Raw genomic sequence first — 14813 nt, 5'->3', positions numbered from 1 at the left:
TTTAGCCCTAGATTGCCGCGCTGCTCGCAAGGACGACGAGGCTGAGCGACATTCGGCGTCACCGCATTCCATCGTCACGCCGGCCTTGAGCTGGGATCCCGCTTCTTAGACCGCACCCGAGTAGCGGGACCCCGGATCAAGTCCGGGGTGACGGGAGAGAGGCGCCACATGGGTAAGGCGACCCAACCACCGCCACCAGCATAACATTTGTTGTGCTCGTCCGCCGCGCCGCTTACCCTCCCCCCGAAACACAGGGAGAGGATCCATGGCGCCACCACCGCTCACCGGGCTGCGCATCGTTGAGATGGCGGGGATCGGCCCCGGCCCGTTCTGCGGCATGATGCTCGCAGACCATGGCGCGGAGGTGATCCGCATCGATCGCGGGCATCAGCCGGGGTTCAGCGATCCGACCAAGGATCCGCTGCTGCGCTCGCGCCGATCGGTGGCGATCGACCTCAAGACGCCCCAGGGCATCGCCGCGGTCCGCCGCATCGTCGCGAGCGCCGATGGCCTCATCGAAGGCTTCCGTCCCGGCGTGATGGAGCGGCTGGGCCTCGGCCCCGACGTCCTGCTCGCCGACAATCCGCGCCTCGTCTACGGACGAATGACCGGCTGGGGACAGACCGGCCCGCTCGCCACCGATCCCGGCCACGACATCGACTATATCGCCATCTCGGGTGCGCTCCATGCCTTCGGACGCGCCGGCCACAAGCCGACGGCGCCGATCAACATGGTCGGCGATTTCGGCGGCGGCGGCATGATGCTGGCGTTTGGCATGCTCGCCGCGCTGCTCCACGCGCAACGCAGCGGCGAAGGACAGGTCGTCGACGCCGCGATGACCGACGGATCGGCGCTGCTGATGAGCATGATTTGGGGCTTCCGCGGCATGGGGCGGTGGAGCGACACGCGCGGCACCAATCTGCTCGATGGCGGCGCGCCCTTCTACGACACGTACGAGACGCAGGATGGGAAGTGGATCGCGGTCGGCGCCATCGAGCCCGCCTTCTACGCCGCGCTCCGCCGCGTGCTGGGCCTCAGCGATCCGCTCTGGGAGCGTCAGTTCGATCCAGCCGCCTGGCCCGCGATGCGCGATGGCCTCGCCGCGCTGTTCCACACCCGGCCGCGTGACGCCTGGGTGGAAGCCTTCGCCGGGAGTGAGGCGTGCGTCGCACCGGTCCTCGACTTCGACGAAGCCGCCGCCCACCCGCATAATGTCGCGCGGGAGACGCTGATCGAGACGGGCGGCGTGCTCCAGCCCGCCCCCGCCCCGCGCTATTCGGCGAGCGCCACCGTGGCGCCCGCGCTGGCGAGCGAGCGGACCGATGCTGCAACGCTCGCCGATCTCGGCTTCACGCCCGCCGAGATCGCAAGCCTCGGCCTGTAGTTCAGGCCGTCACCGCCGAACGGCGCGCGTACAGGCCGTAGGCGAGGATGATCGCGTAGCAGATCGCCGGCAGCGTCAGCGAAAACTGCATCGATCCGGTAACGTCGGCGATCTTGCCGGTCAGCGGCGGGATGATCGCGCCGCCGACGATCGCGGTGGCGATGACGCCCGATCCTTCCGCGGCCCGCTTGCCCAGGCCTTCGCTGGCGAGGCTGAAGATCGTCGGGAACATGATCGAATTCATCAGGCCGATCGCCAGCAGCGCATAGCCCGACAGCGCGCCGGTGGTGTTCGCCGAAATCAGGATCAGCGCGATCGCGCCCGTCGCCACGGCAGCGAGCACCTTACCCGGCGCAACGCGCGTCAGCACCCACGATCCGATGAAGCGGCCGACCAGCGCACCGCCCCAATAATAGGGCACGTAATTGCCGGCGGCCTGATCGCCGATGCCGAACACCGACGCCTGCATCAGATACAGCACGATGACCGATCCGATCGCGACTTCCGCGCCCACGTACAGGAAGATGCACGCCGCCCCCATCGCAAAGCGCGGGCGCTTCAGCAGCGTGAAGGCGTGGAAGATGCTGCCCGTCTGGTCCTGCTCTTCCTTCAGGCGGTTGCGGCGCGTCCACACGACGGCGGCGATCACCAGCAATGCAACGGCGAGGCCCAGATAGGTGTGGACGATCGCCTGCGATGCTTCCTGCCGGTACGTCACCAGCGCTGCGCCGCTCAGCGACGCCGCGCTGACGCTGGCGAGCCCGCCGAGGATCAGCGACGAGCCAACGCGCGGGAAGATCGTGGTGCCGAGCGAATTGAACGCCTGCGCGAAGGTGAGGCGGCTCGACGCCGTCTCGGGCTTGCCGAGCAACGAAATGAGCGGGTTGGCGACGACCTGCACGATCGTGATGCCCGCGCCCAGCACGAACAGCGCGACCAGGAACATCGCGAAGGTCGCGCTCTGCGCCGCCGGGATGAAGAGCAGGCAGCCGACCATCATCGTGACGAGGCCGATCGACGCGGTACGCATATAGCCCGCCTTGCGGACGATCGCCGCCGCGGGCAGCGAGAACAGCGCGTAGGCCAGGAAGAACGCCGACTGGACGAGCATCGACGTCGCGTGATCGAGCGTGAAAAGCTCCTTCAGCTTCGGGATGATGATGTCGTTGAGGCTGGTGATACCGCCGAAGATGAAGAACAGCGCGATGACGAAGATGCGCAGATCGGGCGCGTCATAGCCGTGCGCGGCATCGCCGCGGGCCGCGGCTTGGGTTGTGTCGACATGCATGGCCATGGGACTGGCAGCCTCTCCTGGGGGAAGATTATGATCGTCAGCGCATAGGCGCCCGCCGCCGTCGCTGGCAAGCCGCACCGCCGTCCCCCGGCATACCCGTCACCCGAATCGAAACCCCGATACGGCCCAGCCCATCACCACGTCGCGATAGTCGCAGACCGCAGCATCGTCCCCGCCCGCCCCCAGCGCGACCATCAGCGGCAACAGATGCTCCGCTTCCGGGTGCGCGAAGCGGGCATGTGGCAGCGTCTCCCATGCTGCCACCCGCGCCGCGCGCCGCGCCGGATCGGGATCGGTCACAGCGGCGACTAGCGCATCGTCCCATTCGCGCGCGATCGGCGTCACCGCAGGCCCCCGCGCGCGCAGATTATGGAAGCTCATCCCTGATCCGACGATCAGCACGCCAGCATCGCGCAGCGGCGCCAGCGCCCGACCGATCGCGATATGCGCGGCGGGGTCCAGATCGGCCCGCAGCGAAAGTTGGGCGAGCGAGATGTCCGCGGCCGGATCGGCGACCATCATCGGGATGAACACGCCATGGTCCCAGCCGCGCTGAGCCTCTTCGCCGACGGCATGCCCGGCGGCGCGGAGCAGGTCTGCCGCCGCGCGTGCCACGTCGACCGCGCCGGGCGCATCCCAGCGCAGGCGATAGGTGTGCTCGGGAAAGCCGTAATAGTCGAACAGCAGCCCGGGCCGCTCGCCGACATGCACGGTCAGATCGAATGTCCCCCAATGACCGGATACCATCAGGATCGCGCGCGGCCGCTCGGGCAGCGATGCGATCAGCCCGGCGAGATAGGCCTGCATCGGCCGCCACATCGGGTCGGGAGGGCCGCCGTTCGGATCCATGAAGAAGCATGGGCCACCACCGTGCGGCACGAAAAGCGTCGGGAGCGTCATGCCGCCAAGATCGCCGCACGCCGCCCCGTCCGCAATCGCTGTGGATCGAAACGCCGCGTTTCGCTTATGGAGCTTCCATGTCGCGCCTCACGGTCAACAACCAGCCGGTCGAATATCGGCTCGACCCTGCAACGCCGCTGCTGTGGGCGCTGCGCGACGCATCGAACCTGACGGGCACCAAATATGGCTGCGGCACCGGCCATTGCGGTGCTTGTACCGTCGATATCGACGGCCGTACCGCGCTCGCCTGCCAAGTGCCGATCGGGTCGATCGAGGGCAGCTACGTCACCACGATCGAGGGTCTGTCGCGCGAGCGCAACCACCCGCTGCAACTCGCCTTCATCGCCGCCAATGTGCCGCAATGCGGCTTTTGCATTCCCGGCATCATCATGGCAGCGTCCGTGCTACTCAAGCGCGATACCGACCCCGACGAAGCGGCGATCAAGACCGCGATCCGCAACCTGTGCCGCTGCGGCATCTATCCGCGGATGGTCGAGGCGATCCAGCGCGCCGCCCGTGCCGCGCGGGGCGAGGAAACGATCCCCGCCGGCGCCCGTCCCGGCATCGATCCCGCCGACGCCGCGCGTGTCGTCCCCGCGCTGGTGCCGCCGCCCGCACGCTAAGCCAACGGGTCCGCTGCGGGCATAAGCTTTCGCAACGCTGACGAACCAATTCAGCTTCGGCACAGCGCCCGTGTGTCATTCAGGCGTCATCATCGGGGCCGGCTCGTGCGCCGGCAGTGGAAGGACGAATGTTCGTCATGAAAAGCGTGATCAAGGCGTTGCTCGCCGCATCGATGCTGATGCCGGTTGCGGTGCAGGCGCAGGAGGCGGGTGAGCGCGGCCCGGGCGGCCCCGGCCGTCGCGGCGACTGGCAGGCGCCGGGTGGCCCACGCCCCGATGGCGGTCGCCCTCCACTATCGGCCGAGGTCGGCGTCGACGCCCAGATCCGGGCGGAGCGCCCACAATGGCGCGGCGAGCGCCCCGGCGGCCCTAACGACGGACAGTGGCGGCGCGACCGGCCCGATGGCCCGGACGGCCCACGCCCCGCGCCCGGCCCGGAGCGGCGCCCTGGCCCCGATGGGCAACGCCCCGACTGGCAGCGGCCCGATCGGCCGGATCGTCCTGATCCCGGTATGGAACGCCGTCCCGACTGGCAGAGTCCCGGCCAGCCCGCCCCGGGCATCGACCCGCGCGGCCCTGGTCCCAATCGCGACTGGAACCGCCCCGACTGGAACCGCCCTGGACCGGATCGCGCCGATCAGGACCGCCGCGACCGCGAACGCCAGGATTGGCAGCGTCGCGACCGCGAACAGCGCGACTGGCAGCGGCGTCAGGACGTCGACCGTCGCTGGACCGAACAGCGTGGCTGGGATCAGGGCTGGAACCAGCGCGGCCGGTTCGATCGCCGCAACGACTGGGATCGGGGCTGGCGCAACGACCGGCGCTACGACTGGGCGCGCGAGCGTGCGGCCAACCGCGGTGTCTTCCGCCTGCCGCGCTATTACGCGCCGTCGGGCTGGGGCTATGGCTACCGCCGCTTCTCGGTCGGCATCTCGCTGGCGCCGCTGCTCTTCTCGCAGAGCTACTGGATCGACGATCCCTTCGTCTATCGCCTGCCCGAAGCCTACGGCCCCTACCGCTGGGTGCGCTATTACGACGACGCCTTGCTCGTCGACGTACGCAGCGGGCTGGTGGTCGATGCGGTCTACGGCATCTTCTACTGATCGATCGGCAGGATGACGGGAGGCCCGGTGGCGACATCGGGCCTCTTGTCTTGTCCCTATCCCGACGGCATTTTCGCCACGCCATGTTCTTCCGCAAGAAAGCCGCCGCCCCCTCGCCCGCACGCCGCGACACGGGTCGCGCGGTCGCCAACCGCCTTGCCGCCAATCCGCAGGTGACGGCGGCCGAGGTGGCGGGGGTCGAATTGTTCTACCAGCTCGATTTCCTTGATGCGGCGCAATGCGACACGTTGATCGCGATGATCGACGCGGATCGCCGGCCATCGTCGCTGCTATCCGACCGCCCTGAATCGGATTTTCGCACCAGCGAAAGCTGCGACATGAACCGCTATGCGCCAGAGGTGCAGCCGATCGACGAATCGATCGCCGACCTGCTTGGCCTGCCGCGCGAGAAGGGCGAGACGATGCAGGGCCAGCGCTACGCTCCCGGCCAGCACTTCCGCGCACACCACGATTATTTTCACGACACCGAAAGCTATTGGCCACAGATCCAGGCGTCGGGCGGGCAGCGGACGTGGACCGCGATGATCTACCTCAACGACGTTGCCGAAGGCGGCGAAACCTGGTTCCCCCAGGCCGGCTTCAAGATCGCGCCCCGCCGCGGGCTGCTGCTCGCCTGGAACAACATGAACCCGGATGGCACGCCCAACACGCTGACGCTGCACGAGGGCATGGATGTGGTGGAGGGCACGAAATATATCGTGACCAAGTGGTTCCGCGAAGGATCGTGGCTCAAGCGGGGGTAAAGTTTGGGCCGGTCGGGCACTTTGCCCCATGCTCCGTCACCCCGGCCTTGATCCGGGGCCCCGCTTCTTCCGCGCGCACGGATAGGCGGGGCGCGCAGAAGAAGAAGCCGCGACAAAAGGCTATATAACAAAAAGCGTCATGGCGAAGCCATGACGTCGGACGGTGCTCTGCACCGCCGGCCGCGCAGCATGCCTCGCATGCTGCGGTGGGAGCCGGGACGACCCGCGGCGAAATCGTTGCGGCTGCTTCCTTCCGGACCTGACCGGGTTGGCGACGACCACGTCCGCCCGACTCCCGCCGCGCATATGGCGGGGTCGGGCGGCAGGATCAAGTGGTCAGATCAGCGCCATACGCGGAAGCAGCGACGCACCGGCCCGTAATAGCCCGGCTGCAGCCGGCAGACGACGCGGGTGCGGCCATAGCCGCCATAACCATAGCCGGGACGACCCCAGCCCTGGCCGCGATCCCAACCGGGACGGTCCCAGCCACGATGCCGGCCCGGGCCACGGTCCCAACCCGGACCCCGATCCCAGCCGCGGCCGCGATCCCAACCAGGGCCACCACCGCGCGGGCCATGCCAGCCATGCGGGCCGGGGGCGGCCGCAGCCGGTGCGGCGACAACGACAGTGCCGGCGGCGAGCGCGGCGGCACCAAATAGAGCGACAAGCTTCATGATCGAACACTCCCTCTCATGAACCCGCCGAAGCGGGCATGAGCGTACAATCGCCGATCCGCGATGCACGATCCCTGAACCCGTCGTTGTCCAACCGTCAGGAAAGTACGGGGCTTTTTGGTGGGATCATCGACCAGATGCGCCACGTCGCCGTTACCCGTCACCCCGAATTTGATCCGGGTCCCGTTTTTTGGGCCGGCGAACAGATGCGTGACCCCAGCTCAAGGCCGGGGTTACGGGTATAATCCCTACCCCGGCACCCGCACCGTCAGCCCGTCCAGTGCCGCACTCAACCGGATCTGACATGCCAGCCGGCTGGTCCGCGTCGCCTGCGGCACCATGTCGAGCAGGTCTTCCTCCTCCTCCCGCGGCGGAGGCAGGCGGTCGGCATCCTCGACCGCAACGATCACATGGCAGGTCGCGCAGGCCATATCGCCATCGCACGTGCCTTCCAGCGGCTGCCCATCCGCCTGCGCCGCGTCGAGCAGCCGCGCGCCCTCGACGCCCTTCGCCTCGCGTACGCAGCCGTCCGCCCCGATGAACCGCACCCGGATCACACTACCCCCTGCGCCCGCGCCGCCGCGGAGATCGCCTCCAGCGCCTGCGCCAATTCGTCCTCGGTCGTATAGCGCCCCCAACCCAGCCGGATACTCGACCGCGCCTGCGATTCGCTGAAACCCAGAGCGCGCAGCACATGGCTCGACCGCCCCGATCCGCTCGCGCACGCAGACCCCGCCGAAAAGGCGATGTCGCGACAATCCGACATCAGTCGCGCCACATCCAGCCCGTCGCGACGCACATTGAGGTTACCGCGATAGCGCGGCTCGACCGCGCCGTTGATCGTCCACCCACCCAGCCGTTCGACCGCTCTGGCCCACAATCGTTCGACATGCGCCGCATCATCGTCCCACCGCTCCGCCATCAGTCGCGCCGCAACCCCGAAGCCGGCGCAAAGCGCGGGCGAGAGCGTCCCCGATCGCCCGCCCTCCTGGTCACCACCGTGCAGCAGCGGTGCCAGCGTGACGCCATCGCGGATCCAAAGCGCGCCGATCCCCTTCGGCCCGTAAATCTTGTGCGCCGACACCGCGACCAGATCGACATGCTCCGGAATCGCAACGCGGCCATAGCCCTGCACCGCATCGCACAGCATCAGCGCAGACCCGGCATGCGCTCGCGCGGCGAGTTCCGAGATCGGTTGCACCACCCCGATCTCGTTGTTGACGAGCATCGCTGCGACCAGCCCACCCTCGACCGACACGTCCGTCGCGGCGACCAGTCCGTCCCCGCCGACCCCCAATACCGATTCCGACCGCCCCGACGCTCGCACCGTATCGAGCACCGCGGCATGTTCCGTCGCCAGCGTGACGACCGGCCCCTGCGTTCCTTTGATCGCCCAGTTGAGCGCTTCGGTCGCACCGCTGGTGAACACCACGCGACCGCCCGGCGGCAGTAGCGCCGCAACCTGAGCCCGTGCGACCTCGACGGCGGCCTTGGCGGCTCGGCCGGGACGATGCGGCGAATGCGGATTGGCGTGCTGATCCGCCAGCCAGGGCAGCATCGCCGCCAGCGCTTCGGGGGCCAGCGGCGTCGTCGCCTGATAATCGAGGTAGATCACGGCGCCCGCCGCATCTGCTTCGCCATGGTGCGCCAGGCGGCGATGAACGCATCGACCTCCGCCTCAGTCGTCGTGCGGCCAAAGCTCACCCGGATCACCTCGCGCCCCGCCTCTGCGCTCCAACCCATCGCGGCGAGCACATGGCTAGGCTTCATGCTACCGCTCGAGCACGCGCTGCCAGCCGAGACCGCGAAGCCGGCGCTGTCGAGCAGGATCAGCTGCGCCGCCGCCGCCGATCCCCGCAGCCGATAGGATCCGATCGCCGGATGCCGCGGCGCGCCATCAGCGACCGTTTCGCCCCCCGAACGCCGGATCGCGTCGTCCAGCTTGGCACGCAGCGCGCCGTGATCCGGCTCCGGCTCGGCCAGCGCCGCGGCATAGCCTAGCACGCCCGGCAGGTTCTCGGTGCCCGGCCGATAGCCCCGCTCCTGCCCACCACTCGGGTGGAGCAGCGTCAGATCACGCACCAGCAACGCCCCCACTCCCGGCGGCCCACCGCGCTTGTGCGCCGACAGCGCGACCATGTCGGCAAGGTCCGCCAATTCCTCCGATGCCGGCATCTGCGCCGCATCGACGAGCAACCATCCCCCCGCCGCGTGGACGCGCTCCGCGATCGCCGCCAACGGCTGGCGTACCCCCGTCTCGCTGTTCGCCCATTGCACGCAGACCAACGCCGGCCCCGCCGCCAGCATCGTCTCCAGCGCGACGAGATTGACCAGCCCGTCGCCGCCCACCGGCACCACGCCCGCATCTCCCCCGGCCCTCAGGGCGGCATCATGCTCCACCGCCGTCATCAGCCGCCGCGACGCCGTCGTCCGCCCCAGTGCGATACCGAGCGACTCGCTCGCCCCGCTGGTCAGGATCGTCTCCCCCCGCCAGCCATGCGCCGCCGCGATGGCGCGTCGCGCCTCTTCCAGCGCTGCGCGCGCCGCCCGGCCTTCGCGATGCGGCGACGACGGATTGGCCCATAGATCGAATCCCTTCGCCACAGCGGCCCGCGCCGCGGCGGTCATCGGCGTCGTCGCGGCATGATCCAGGTAGAGACGGTCGGGCAGGATTCGTTCCAATTGCGAAAACGGGTGTGCGGCCTATATAGCGCGCAACATTCTGCGCATACCCGCGCGCCCCTTATCTGTGGCGAGACCCATGCCCGAAGTCATCTTTCCCGGCCCCGAAGGCCGCCTCGAAGGGCGTTTCGCCCCCGCTCCCCGCCCCCGCGCACCAGTCGCGATGATCCTGCACCCGCATCCCAGCGCGGGCGGCACGATGAACAACCGGCTGGTGCAGGAGCTCTACAAGACGTTCCAGCGCCGTGGTTTCGCAACGCTGCGCTTCAACTTCCGCGGCGTCGGCAAGAGCCAGGGCACGTTCGACAATGGCGTCGGCGAACTCAGCGACGCGGCGAGCGCGCTCGACTGGGTACAGAGCTTCCACCCCGAAGCATCGACCACCTGGATCGCGGGCGTCAGCTTCGGCGCGTGGATCGGCATGCAGCTGCTGATGCGCCGCCCCGAAATCCGCGGCTTCATCTCGGTCGCGCCGCCTGCGAACATGTACGACTTTAGCTTCCTCGCCCCCTGCCCCTCGTCGGGCATCATCATCCAGGGCGAGGCGGACGAAGTGGCGACGCCCGGCGCGACACAGAAGCTGGTCGACAAGCTGCGTACGCAGAAGCACATCACCATCCACCACGACACGATCCCGAAGGCGAACCACTTCTTCGAGAACGAGACGCCCGAACTGATGCGCTCGGTCGACAATTATCTGGATATGCGGCTGGACCCGAACTCGCCGATCCGGTGACGCTGGCGGCAGCGGAATAGCGGCACGCTAATGCGCTGCCGCCAGCGCGGCCAGCGCGGCCAGCGGAGCAGAGCTCCGTCTGACGGCATGGGCTTCGCCATGCCGCTTTACATTGCGGCACCAATCTTTGGCCTTCCGTCGCCCCGGACGTGTTCAGGGGTCCACCGTGCAGCGAGCGAAAGGCTAGACGCTCCTGCCGCTACCTGCGTGGACGGGTGGGCCCCGGAACACGTCCGGGGTGACGAAGCGCTTGAACCAGGCGTCAAGACCGAGCACCCGCCTCACATCTGCCAGATCAGCACATTCCCCAGCAGCACGGCAGACATCACCAACAACAGCACGGCCTTCTTCCGGTCGCCGCCCCGCGCCAGCAGCGCCCCGCCGCCGATCAGGCAGGCGAAGCACCCCAGCATCGCGATTGCCGGTGCCGCACGCGCGACCGATCCCAGCGGACCGTCCATCAGAACGGCAGCTTGAAGCCCGGCGGCAACGGGAGCCCGCTCGTCATCTTCGACATTTCGGCGCCCGACGCCGCATCGGCCTTGGCCCGCGCATCGTTGAACGCGGCGGCGAGCAGGTCTTCCAGCATCTGCTTCTCGCTCACCTCGATCAGCGAATCGTCGATCGCGATGCCGATGATCCGGCCCTTGGCGGTCGCCTTCACCTTCACCAGACCGCCGCCCGACACGCCCTCGACCTCGATCGTGTCGAGCTGGTCCTGCGCCTTTTGCAGCTCGCTTTGGACGTTCTGCGCCATCGCGAGGATTTCATCGAGGTTCTTCATGCCACACTCCGTTTACCGGGCCAGGTTTCCAGCTCCGCGTCGGGAAACGCCGCCAACGCCGCCTGTACCAGCGGGGTCGCGAGGATCGCCTGCCGCGTCGCCTCTTCCTCGGCCTTGTCCTTCTCGCGCAAGGTAGGCGCGCCGGGCGCATCCTCCAAGGCTATCTTCCACACCTGCCCCGTCGCGCGCTTCAGCGCATCGGCCGCATCGCGCAGCGTATCCGCAGACATCGGCCGCGATCCGCTGAGGATCACCTCGGGCGGTTCGTACCGCACGACGCGCGCACCATAGCCCAATTGGGCGGCAACGGCGTGATGCCCCTTGTCCTCCAGCATCGCTACCAGCGCCTCGAAGTCCGCCGGCATGGCTGGCTTGTCGTCGATGACCGCAACCGGTGCGGACGCTGGGGGTGCCGTCGGGGCGGACGCTGGCGCAGCGCCACCGATCTTGCCGCTCGCGATCTGCTTCGCCAGTTCGCCCGGATCAGGCAGGCTGGACGCATGAATGACGCGCAGCAGCGCCATCTCCGCCGCCTCGATCGGCAGCACCGCCTTGGCGACCTCGTCATGCCCCTTCAGCATCAGCTGCCACAGCCGGTGCAGCGCCGGGAAGGACAGGCTCGCCGCCCATTCGCTGCGCGCCTGCCGCTCCTCGACCGGCTGGGCGGGGTCCTCCGCCGTGCCGACCTTGGCTAGCGTGATGCCGTGCACCGTCTCGAGCAGCGACCTCAGCACCGACTGCGGATCGACGCCATAGTCGTATTGCCGCCGCAGGCTGGCGAGTGCGCCGCTCGCATCGCCGGCCAGCAGCAACGCCATCAGGTCGCGCACCGCGCCACGATCGGACAGGCCCAGCATCTGCCGCACTGCCGCGGCACTGACGCCGCCGCCCTCCAGCCCCGCATGCGCGATCGCCTGGTCGAGGATCGACAGGCCGTCACGCGCCGAGCCCTCCGCCGCACGTGCGATCAGCATCAGCGCTTCCGGCTCCGCCTCGACGCCCTCTTCACGGCAGACGAAGGCGAAATGCTCGGCCAGTTGCTCTGCCGAAATGCGCCGCAGGTCGAACCGCTGGCAGCGCGACAGCACGGTTATCGGCACCTTATTCACCTCGGTCGTGGCGAACAGGAATTTGACGTGCGCGGGCGGCTCTTCCAGCGTCTTCAGCAGCGCGTTGAACGCGTTCTTCGACAGCATGTGGACCTCGTCCACGATGTAGATCTTGTAACGCGCGCTGACCGCCGCATAGCGCGCCGCGTCGATGATCTCGCGCACGTCGTCGACACCGGTGTGGCTGGCGGCGTCCATCTCGATCACGTCGATATGGCGCCCTTCCGCAATGGCGCGGCACGGCTCACAGACCCCGCACGGATCGATCGTCGGCCCGCCCTGCCCGTCCGGCCCGACGCAGTTGAGCGCCTTGGCGATCAGCCGCGCGGTCGACGTCTTGCCCACCCCGCGCACGCCCGTCATCAGGAAGGCATGCGCCAGCCGGTCGCGCTTGATCGCATTGCCCAGCGTCGTCACCATCGCATCCTGCCCGATCAGTTCGGAAAAGGTCTGCGGACGATATTTGCGCGCCAGCACGCGATAGGGATTCGCCTTCGCAGGCTGGTCGGCAGGCTGGGGCGGTTCGCCAAGGTCAAAGGAATCGGCCATCGCCTGCTTCTATAGGAGCGCGTGCGGTTGAAGTCGAAGGGCGGACGCTGGTGCACATTTATACCACGGCCTAGACTGGCGCCATGTCGCTTGCCTCTCACTTGCTCAACGCCTTCCTGTCGACGCTACTGCTGGCGGGAATCGGTCACTGGGCGATTCACCGGTTCGCACCGAACGCTCCGGCCCGGTTCGGGGCATTCATGCTGGCAATCGGTTATGCGATCGCGCGCATGAGCGGCGAAACGCCCGCTTGGATGGCGGATGCGCGGCTGCCGCGCACGGCGGGAGTGGCGGCTGCGCTCGCAATCCTCTGGTATCGGTGGTTCCGACATCGTATGCCTGTGGACAAATAGCGCGCGCATCCGCCATCGGACTTTGGTCCGCGCCCGCGTGCTCTCATATTTACCGATGGCCGCGCTCCGCGACCGACCACTTTACGGAACGCCTGCTCGCATGTCCCCCGTCCTCGGCGTTACCCACTCGATTCTCGGCCAGCCCTGGCATTGGCGCAGCCTTGCCGCCGACGGGCGCGATGGCTTCGGCACCGATGATCTCGTCACGCAGCTGTTGCTCGCCCGCGGCGCCCCACGCGAGGCGCTGGAGCAGCACCGCGCACCCTCGATCCGCGCGTTCATGCCCGACCCCTCGGTCTTCCGCGACATGGACCGCGCTGCAATCCGCCTCGCCGACGCGGTCGAAGCCCGTGAGTGCATCGCCGTCTTCGGCGATTATGACGTCGACGGCGCCACCTCCGCCGCGCTTCTCATCCTCGTCCTGCGCGACCTGGGGATTGAGGCGCGCCCCTACATCCCCGACCGCCTGCTCGAAGGCTATGGCCCGTCAGGCGACGCGCTCGTCCGCCTGGCGCACGAAGGCGCCTCGCTGATCGTCACCGTCGATTGCGGAGCGCAGGCGTTCGATGCGCTCGCCATGGCGCACGCCCACCCGGTCGACGTCGTCGTCGTCGACCACCACAAATGCGCCGCCGCGCTCCCCCGCGCGCATGCGCTGGTCAATCCCAACCGGCTCGACGAGGACGAAGGCGCAGCGCACGGCCATTTGGCCGCGGTCGGCGTCTGCTTCCTGCTCGCCGCGGCGCTGATCCGCGAACTGCGCCGCCGCGGGTTCTTCGCCAGCCGCCCCGAACCGCGGCTGATCGATCACCTCGACATCGTCGCGCTCGGCACCGTCGCCGACGTCGCACAATTGCGCGGCCTCAATCGCGCCTTCGTCGCTCAAGGGCTCAAGGTCATGGCGCAGCGCCGCAACATCGGCCTCGACGCGCTAATCCAGGCGTCGCGCCTCACTCGCGCGCCGACGTGCAGCGACCTCGGCTTCGCATTGGGTCCACGCATCAACGCGGGTGGCCGCGTCGGCCGGGCCGACCTCGGCGTACGTCTGCTCACCACGCAAGACCCCACCGAAGCCCGCACCATCGCCGAGGAGCTCGACCGCCTCAATGACGAGCGCCGCCTGATCGAAAGCGGCGTGCAGGAGGCCGCCGACGCGATGATCGCGAGCGACCGCGCAGTCGCCGTCGTCGCCGGCCAGGGCTGGCACCCCGGCGTCATCGGCATCGTCGCCGGGCGATTGAAGGAAAAGCTCGGCCGCCCCGCGATCGTCATCGCGATCGACGAACACGGCGTTGGCAAGGGATCGGGCCGGTCGATCGCCGGCGTGGACTTGGGCGCCGCGGTGCTCGCCGCCAAGGAGCGCGGCCTACTCGTCGCCGGCGGGGGCCATGCGATGGCTGCGGGCCTCACCATCGCCGCCGACCAGCTCGCCGCCTTTGCCGATTTCCTAGAAGACCGCCTCGCCGCCGCCGTCACCCGCGCCATCGGCGAACGCGCGCTACTGGTCGACGCCGTGCTCGCCCCCGGCGGCGTCAATCCGGCGCTGGTCGATTCGCTCGATGTCGGCGGCCCCTATGGCATGGGCTGGCCCGCCCCGCGCATCGCCGCCGGCCCGGTTCGCATCATCAAGGCGGACGTGGTCGGCAACGGCCATATCCGCGCCATCGTCGCGGGCGACGACGGCCGCAGCTTCAAGGCGGTCGCCTTCCGCGCGGCCGACAGCGCGCTGGGGCAAGCGCTCCTCGCCGCCGCCCCACACCGTCGCCTGTGGCTCGCCGGTCGCGCCAAGATCGACGATTGGGGCAGCCGCCCCGCCGCCGAACTGCATCTCGAAGACGCTGCCTGGGCGGATTGATGA

16 protein-coding genes and 1 other RNA gene are annotated in these 14813 nt (G+C 68.7%); 7 read left to right on the top strand and 10 right to left on the bottom strand.

Annotated elements, in window-relative coordinates; genetic code table 11:
- The first annotated feature begins 265 nt into the window (after positions 1-265).
- Positions 266-1384, top strand: coding sequence for a CaiB/BaiF CoA-transferase family protein (locus tag ACGVWT_RS10225; RefSeq protein WP_315462451.1), 1119 nt, complete (start codon positions 266-268; stop codon positions 1382-1384).
- 1 nt (position 1385) lies between these two features.
- On the opposite strand, the gene ACGVWT_RS10220 is transcribed toward ACGVWT_RS10225, so the two are convergent.
- The gene (locus tag ACGVWT_RS10220) at positions 1386-2678 is read right to left on the bottom strand and encodes a sugar MFS transporter (RefSeq protein WP_043059443.1); all 1293 of its coding nucleotides are present in this window, start codon (positions 2676-2678) and stop codon (positions 1386-1388) included.
- A gap of 99 nt (positions 2679-2777) precedes the next feature.
- Complete coding sequence (locus ACGVWT_RS10215; protein ID WP_315462452.1) at positions 2778-3578, bottom strand: class III extradiol ring-cleavage dioxygenase; 801 nt, start codon at positions 3576-3578, stop codon at positions 2778-2780.
- 77 nt (positions 3579-3655) lie between these two features.
- Between ACGVWT_RS10215 and ACGVWT_RS10210 the strand changes: the two genes are divergently transcribed.
- From ACGVWT_RS10210 to ACGVWT_RS10200, 3 genes are all read left to right on the top strand, one after another.
- Positions 3656-4201, top strand: a complete 546-nt coding sequence (locus ACGVWT_RS10210; RefSeq protein WP_315462453.1) for a (2Fe-2S)-binding protein — start codon at positions 3656-3658, stop codon at positions 4199-4201.
- Between the two features lie 137 nt (positions 4202-4338).
- Entirely contained in the window at positions 4339-5304 is a 966-nt protein-coding gene (locus ACGVWT_RS10205; protein WP_315462454.1) for an RcnB family protein, read from the top strand.
- A gap of 83 nt (positions 5305-5387) precedes the next feature.
- Positions 5388-6068, top strand: a complete 681-nt coding sequence (locus ACGVWT_RS10200) for a 2OG-Fe(II) oxygenase (RefSeq protein WP_315462455.1) — start codon at positions 5388-5390, stop codon at positions 6066-6068.
- Positions 6069-6270: 202 nt separating this feature from the next.
- Here the strand turns inward: ACGVWT_RS10200 and ffs are convergent.
- The 5 genes from ffs to ACGVWT_RS10175 form a co-directional block, all read right to left on the bottom strand.
- Positions 6271-6368: signal recognition particle sRNA small type (gene ffs / locus ACGVWT_RS10195), an RNA gene on the bottom strand.
- A gap of 41 nt (positions 6369-6409) precedes the next feature.
- Complete coding sequence (locus ACGVWT_RS10190; RefSeq protein WP_315462456.1) at positions 6410-6742, bottom strand: hypothetical protein; 333 nt, start codon at positions 6740-6742, stop codon at positions 6410-6412.
- A 248-nt stretch (positions 6743-6990) separates the two neighbouring features.
- The gene (locus ACGVWT_RS10185) at positions 6991-7299 is read right to left on the bottom strand and encodes a 2Fe-2S iron-sulfur cluster-binding protein (protein WP_315462457.1); all 309 of its coding nucleotides are present in this window, start codon (positions 7297-7299) and stop codon (positions 6991-6993) included.
- Positions 7296-8357 carry a cysteine desulfurase family protein gene (locus ACGVWT_RS10180; RefSeq protein ID WP_315462458.1) on the bottom strand — a complete coding sequence of 354 codons (1062 nt, stop codon included), beginning with the start codon at positions 8355-8357 and terminating at the stop codon, positions 7296-7298. Before ACGVWT_RS10180 ends, ACGVWT_RS10185 begins: the two co-directional genes overlap by 4 nt.
- Positions 8354-9370 carry a cysteine desulfurase family protein gene (locus ACGVWT_RS10175; protein WP_394426372.1) on the bottom strand — a complete coding sequence of 339 codons (1017 nt, stop codon included), beginning with the start codon at positions 9368-9370 and terminating at the stop codon, positions 8354-8356. The genes ACGVWT_RS10180 and ACGVWT_RS10175 overlap by 4 nt, the downstream gene beginning before the upstream one ends.
- Positions 9371-9503: 133 nt before the next feature.
- Here ACGVWT_RS10175 and ACGVWT_RS10170 point away from each other — a divergent pair, with 133 nt between their 5' ends.
- Positions 9504-10160 (top strand): alpha/beta hydrolase, encoded by a 657-nt coding sequence (locus tag ACGVWT_RS10170; protein ID WP_043059448.1) that lies wholly within the window; start codon positions 9504-9506, stop codon positions 10158-10160.
- Between the two features lie 281 nt (positions 10161-10441).
- On the opposite strand, the gene ACGVWT_RS10165 is transcribed toward ACGVWT_RS10170, so the two are convergent.
- The 3 genes from ACGVWT_RS10165 to ACGVWT_RS10155 are packed head-to-tail and all read right to left on the bottom strand — an operon-like array spanning position 10442 to position 12602.
- Complete coding sequence (locus ACGVWT_RS10165; RefSeq protein WP_017977875.1) at positions 10442-10621, bottom strand: hypothetical protein; 180 nt, start codon at positions 10619-10621, stop codon at positions 10442-10444.
- Complete coding sequence (locus tag ACGVWT_RS10160) at positions 10621-10944, bottom strand: YbaB/EbfC family nucleoid-associated protein (RefSeq protein WP_018251134.1); 324 nt, start codon at positions 10942-10944, stop codon at positions 10621-10623. Before ACGVWT_RS10160 ends, ACGVWT_RS10165 begins: the two co-directional genes overlap by 1 nt.
- On the bottom strand, positions 10941-12602 hold the full coding sequence (locus ACGVWT_RS10155) for a DNA polymerase III subunit gamma/tau (protein ID WP_315462460.1): 1662 nt from the start codon (positions 12600-12602) through the stop codon (positions 10941-10943). The genes ACGVWT_RS10160 and ACGVWT_RS10155 overlap by 4 nt, the downstream gene beginning before the upstream one ends.
- Before the next feature lie 83 nt (positions 12603-12685).
- On the opposite strand from ACGVWT_RS10155, the gene ACGVWT_RS10150 reads away from it, so the two are divergent.
- Positions 12686-12955 carry a hypothetical protein gene (locus tag ACGVWT_RS10150; protein ID WP_315462461.1) on the top strand — a complete coding sequence of 90 codons (270 nt, stop codon included), beginning with the start codon at positions 12686-12688 and terminating at the stop codon, positions 12953-12955.
- Between the two features lie 100 nt (positions 12956-13055).
- Positions 13056-14810 (top strand): single-stranded-DNA-specific exonuclease RecJ, encoded by a 1755-nt coding sequence (recJ, locus tag ACGVWT_RS10145; protein WP_315462462.1) that lies wholly within the window; start codon positions 13056-13058, stop codon positions 14808-14810.
- Positions 14811-14813: the final 3 nt, after the last annotated feature.

Source organism: Sphingomonas sp. S6, from assembly GCF_043498045.1.
In the GTDB taxonomy this organism is placed as follows: Bacteria; Pseudomonadota; Alphaproteobacteria; order Sphingomonadales; family Sphingomonadaceae; genus Sphingomonas.
Note: the sequence above shows the minus strand (reverse complement) of the source record. Positions and strands in the feature narration are given on the sequence as shown.

Coding starts and splice junctions, on each gene's coding strand:
- ACGVWT_RS10225 (WP_315462451.1), top strand. CDS start 266: ATGGCGCCACCACCGCTCACCGGGCTGCGCATCGTTGAGATGGCGGGG.
- ACGVWT_RS10220 (WP_043059443.1), bottom strand. CDS start 2,678: ATGGCCATGCATGTCGACACAACCCAAGCCGCGGCCCGCGGCGATGCC.
- ACGVWT_RS10215 (WP_315462452.1), bottom strand. CDS start 3,578: ATGACGCTCCCGACGCTTTTCGTGCCGCACGGTGGTGGCCCATGCTTC.
- ACGVWT_RS10210 (WP_315462453.1), top strand. CDS start 3,656: ATGTCGCGCCTCACGGTCAACAACCAGCCGGTCGAATATCGGCTCGAC.
- ACGVWT_RS10205 (WP_315462454.1), top strand. CDS start 4,339: ATGAAAAGCGTGATCAAGGCGTTGCTCGCCGCATCGATGCTGATGCCG.
- ACGVWT_RS10200 (WP_315462455.1), top strand. CDS start 5,388: ATGTTCTTCCGCAAGAAAGCCGCCGCCCCCTCGCCCGCACGCCGCGAC.
- ACGVWT_RS10190 (WP_315462456.1), bottom strand. CDS start 6,742: ATGAAGCTTGTCGCTCTATTTGGTGCCGCCGCGCTCGCCGCCGGCACT.
- ACGVWT_RS10175 (WP_394426372.1), bottom strand. CDS start 9,370: ATGACCGCCGCGGCGCGGGCCGCTGTGGCGAAGGGATTCGATCTATGG.
- ACGVWT_RS10170 (WP_043059448.1), top strand. CDS start 9,504: ATGCCCGAAGTCATCTTTCCCGGCCCCGAAGGCCGCCTCGAAGGGCGT.
- ACGVWT_RS10165 (WP_017977875.1), bottom strand. CDS start 10,621: ATGGACGGTCCGCTGGGATCGGTCGCGCGTGCGGCACCGGCAATCGCG.
- ACGVWT_RS10160 (WP_018251134.1), bottom strand. CDS start 10,944: ATGAAGAACCTCGATGAAATCCTCGCGATGGCGCAGAACGTCCAAAGC.
- ACGVWT_RS10155 (WP_315462460.1), bottom strand. CDS start 12,602: ATGGCCGATTCCTTTGACCTTGGCGAACCGCCCCAGCCTGCCGACCAG.
- ACGVWT_RS10150 (WP_315462461.1), top strand. CDS start 12,686: ATGTCGCTTGCCTCTCACTTGCTCAACGCCTTCCTGTCGACGCTACTG.
- recJ (WP_315462462.1), top strand. CDS start 13,056: ATGTCCCCCGTCCTCGGCGTTACCCACTCGATTCTCGGCCAGCCCTGG.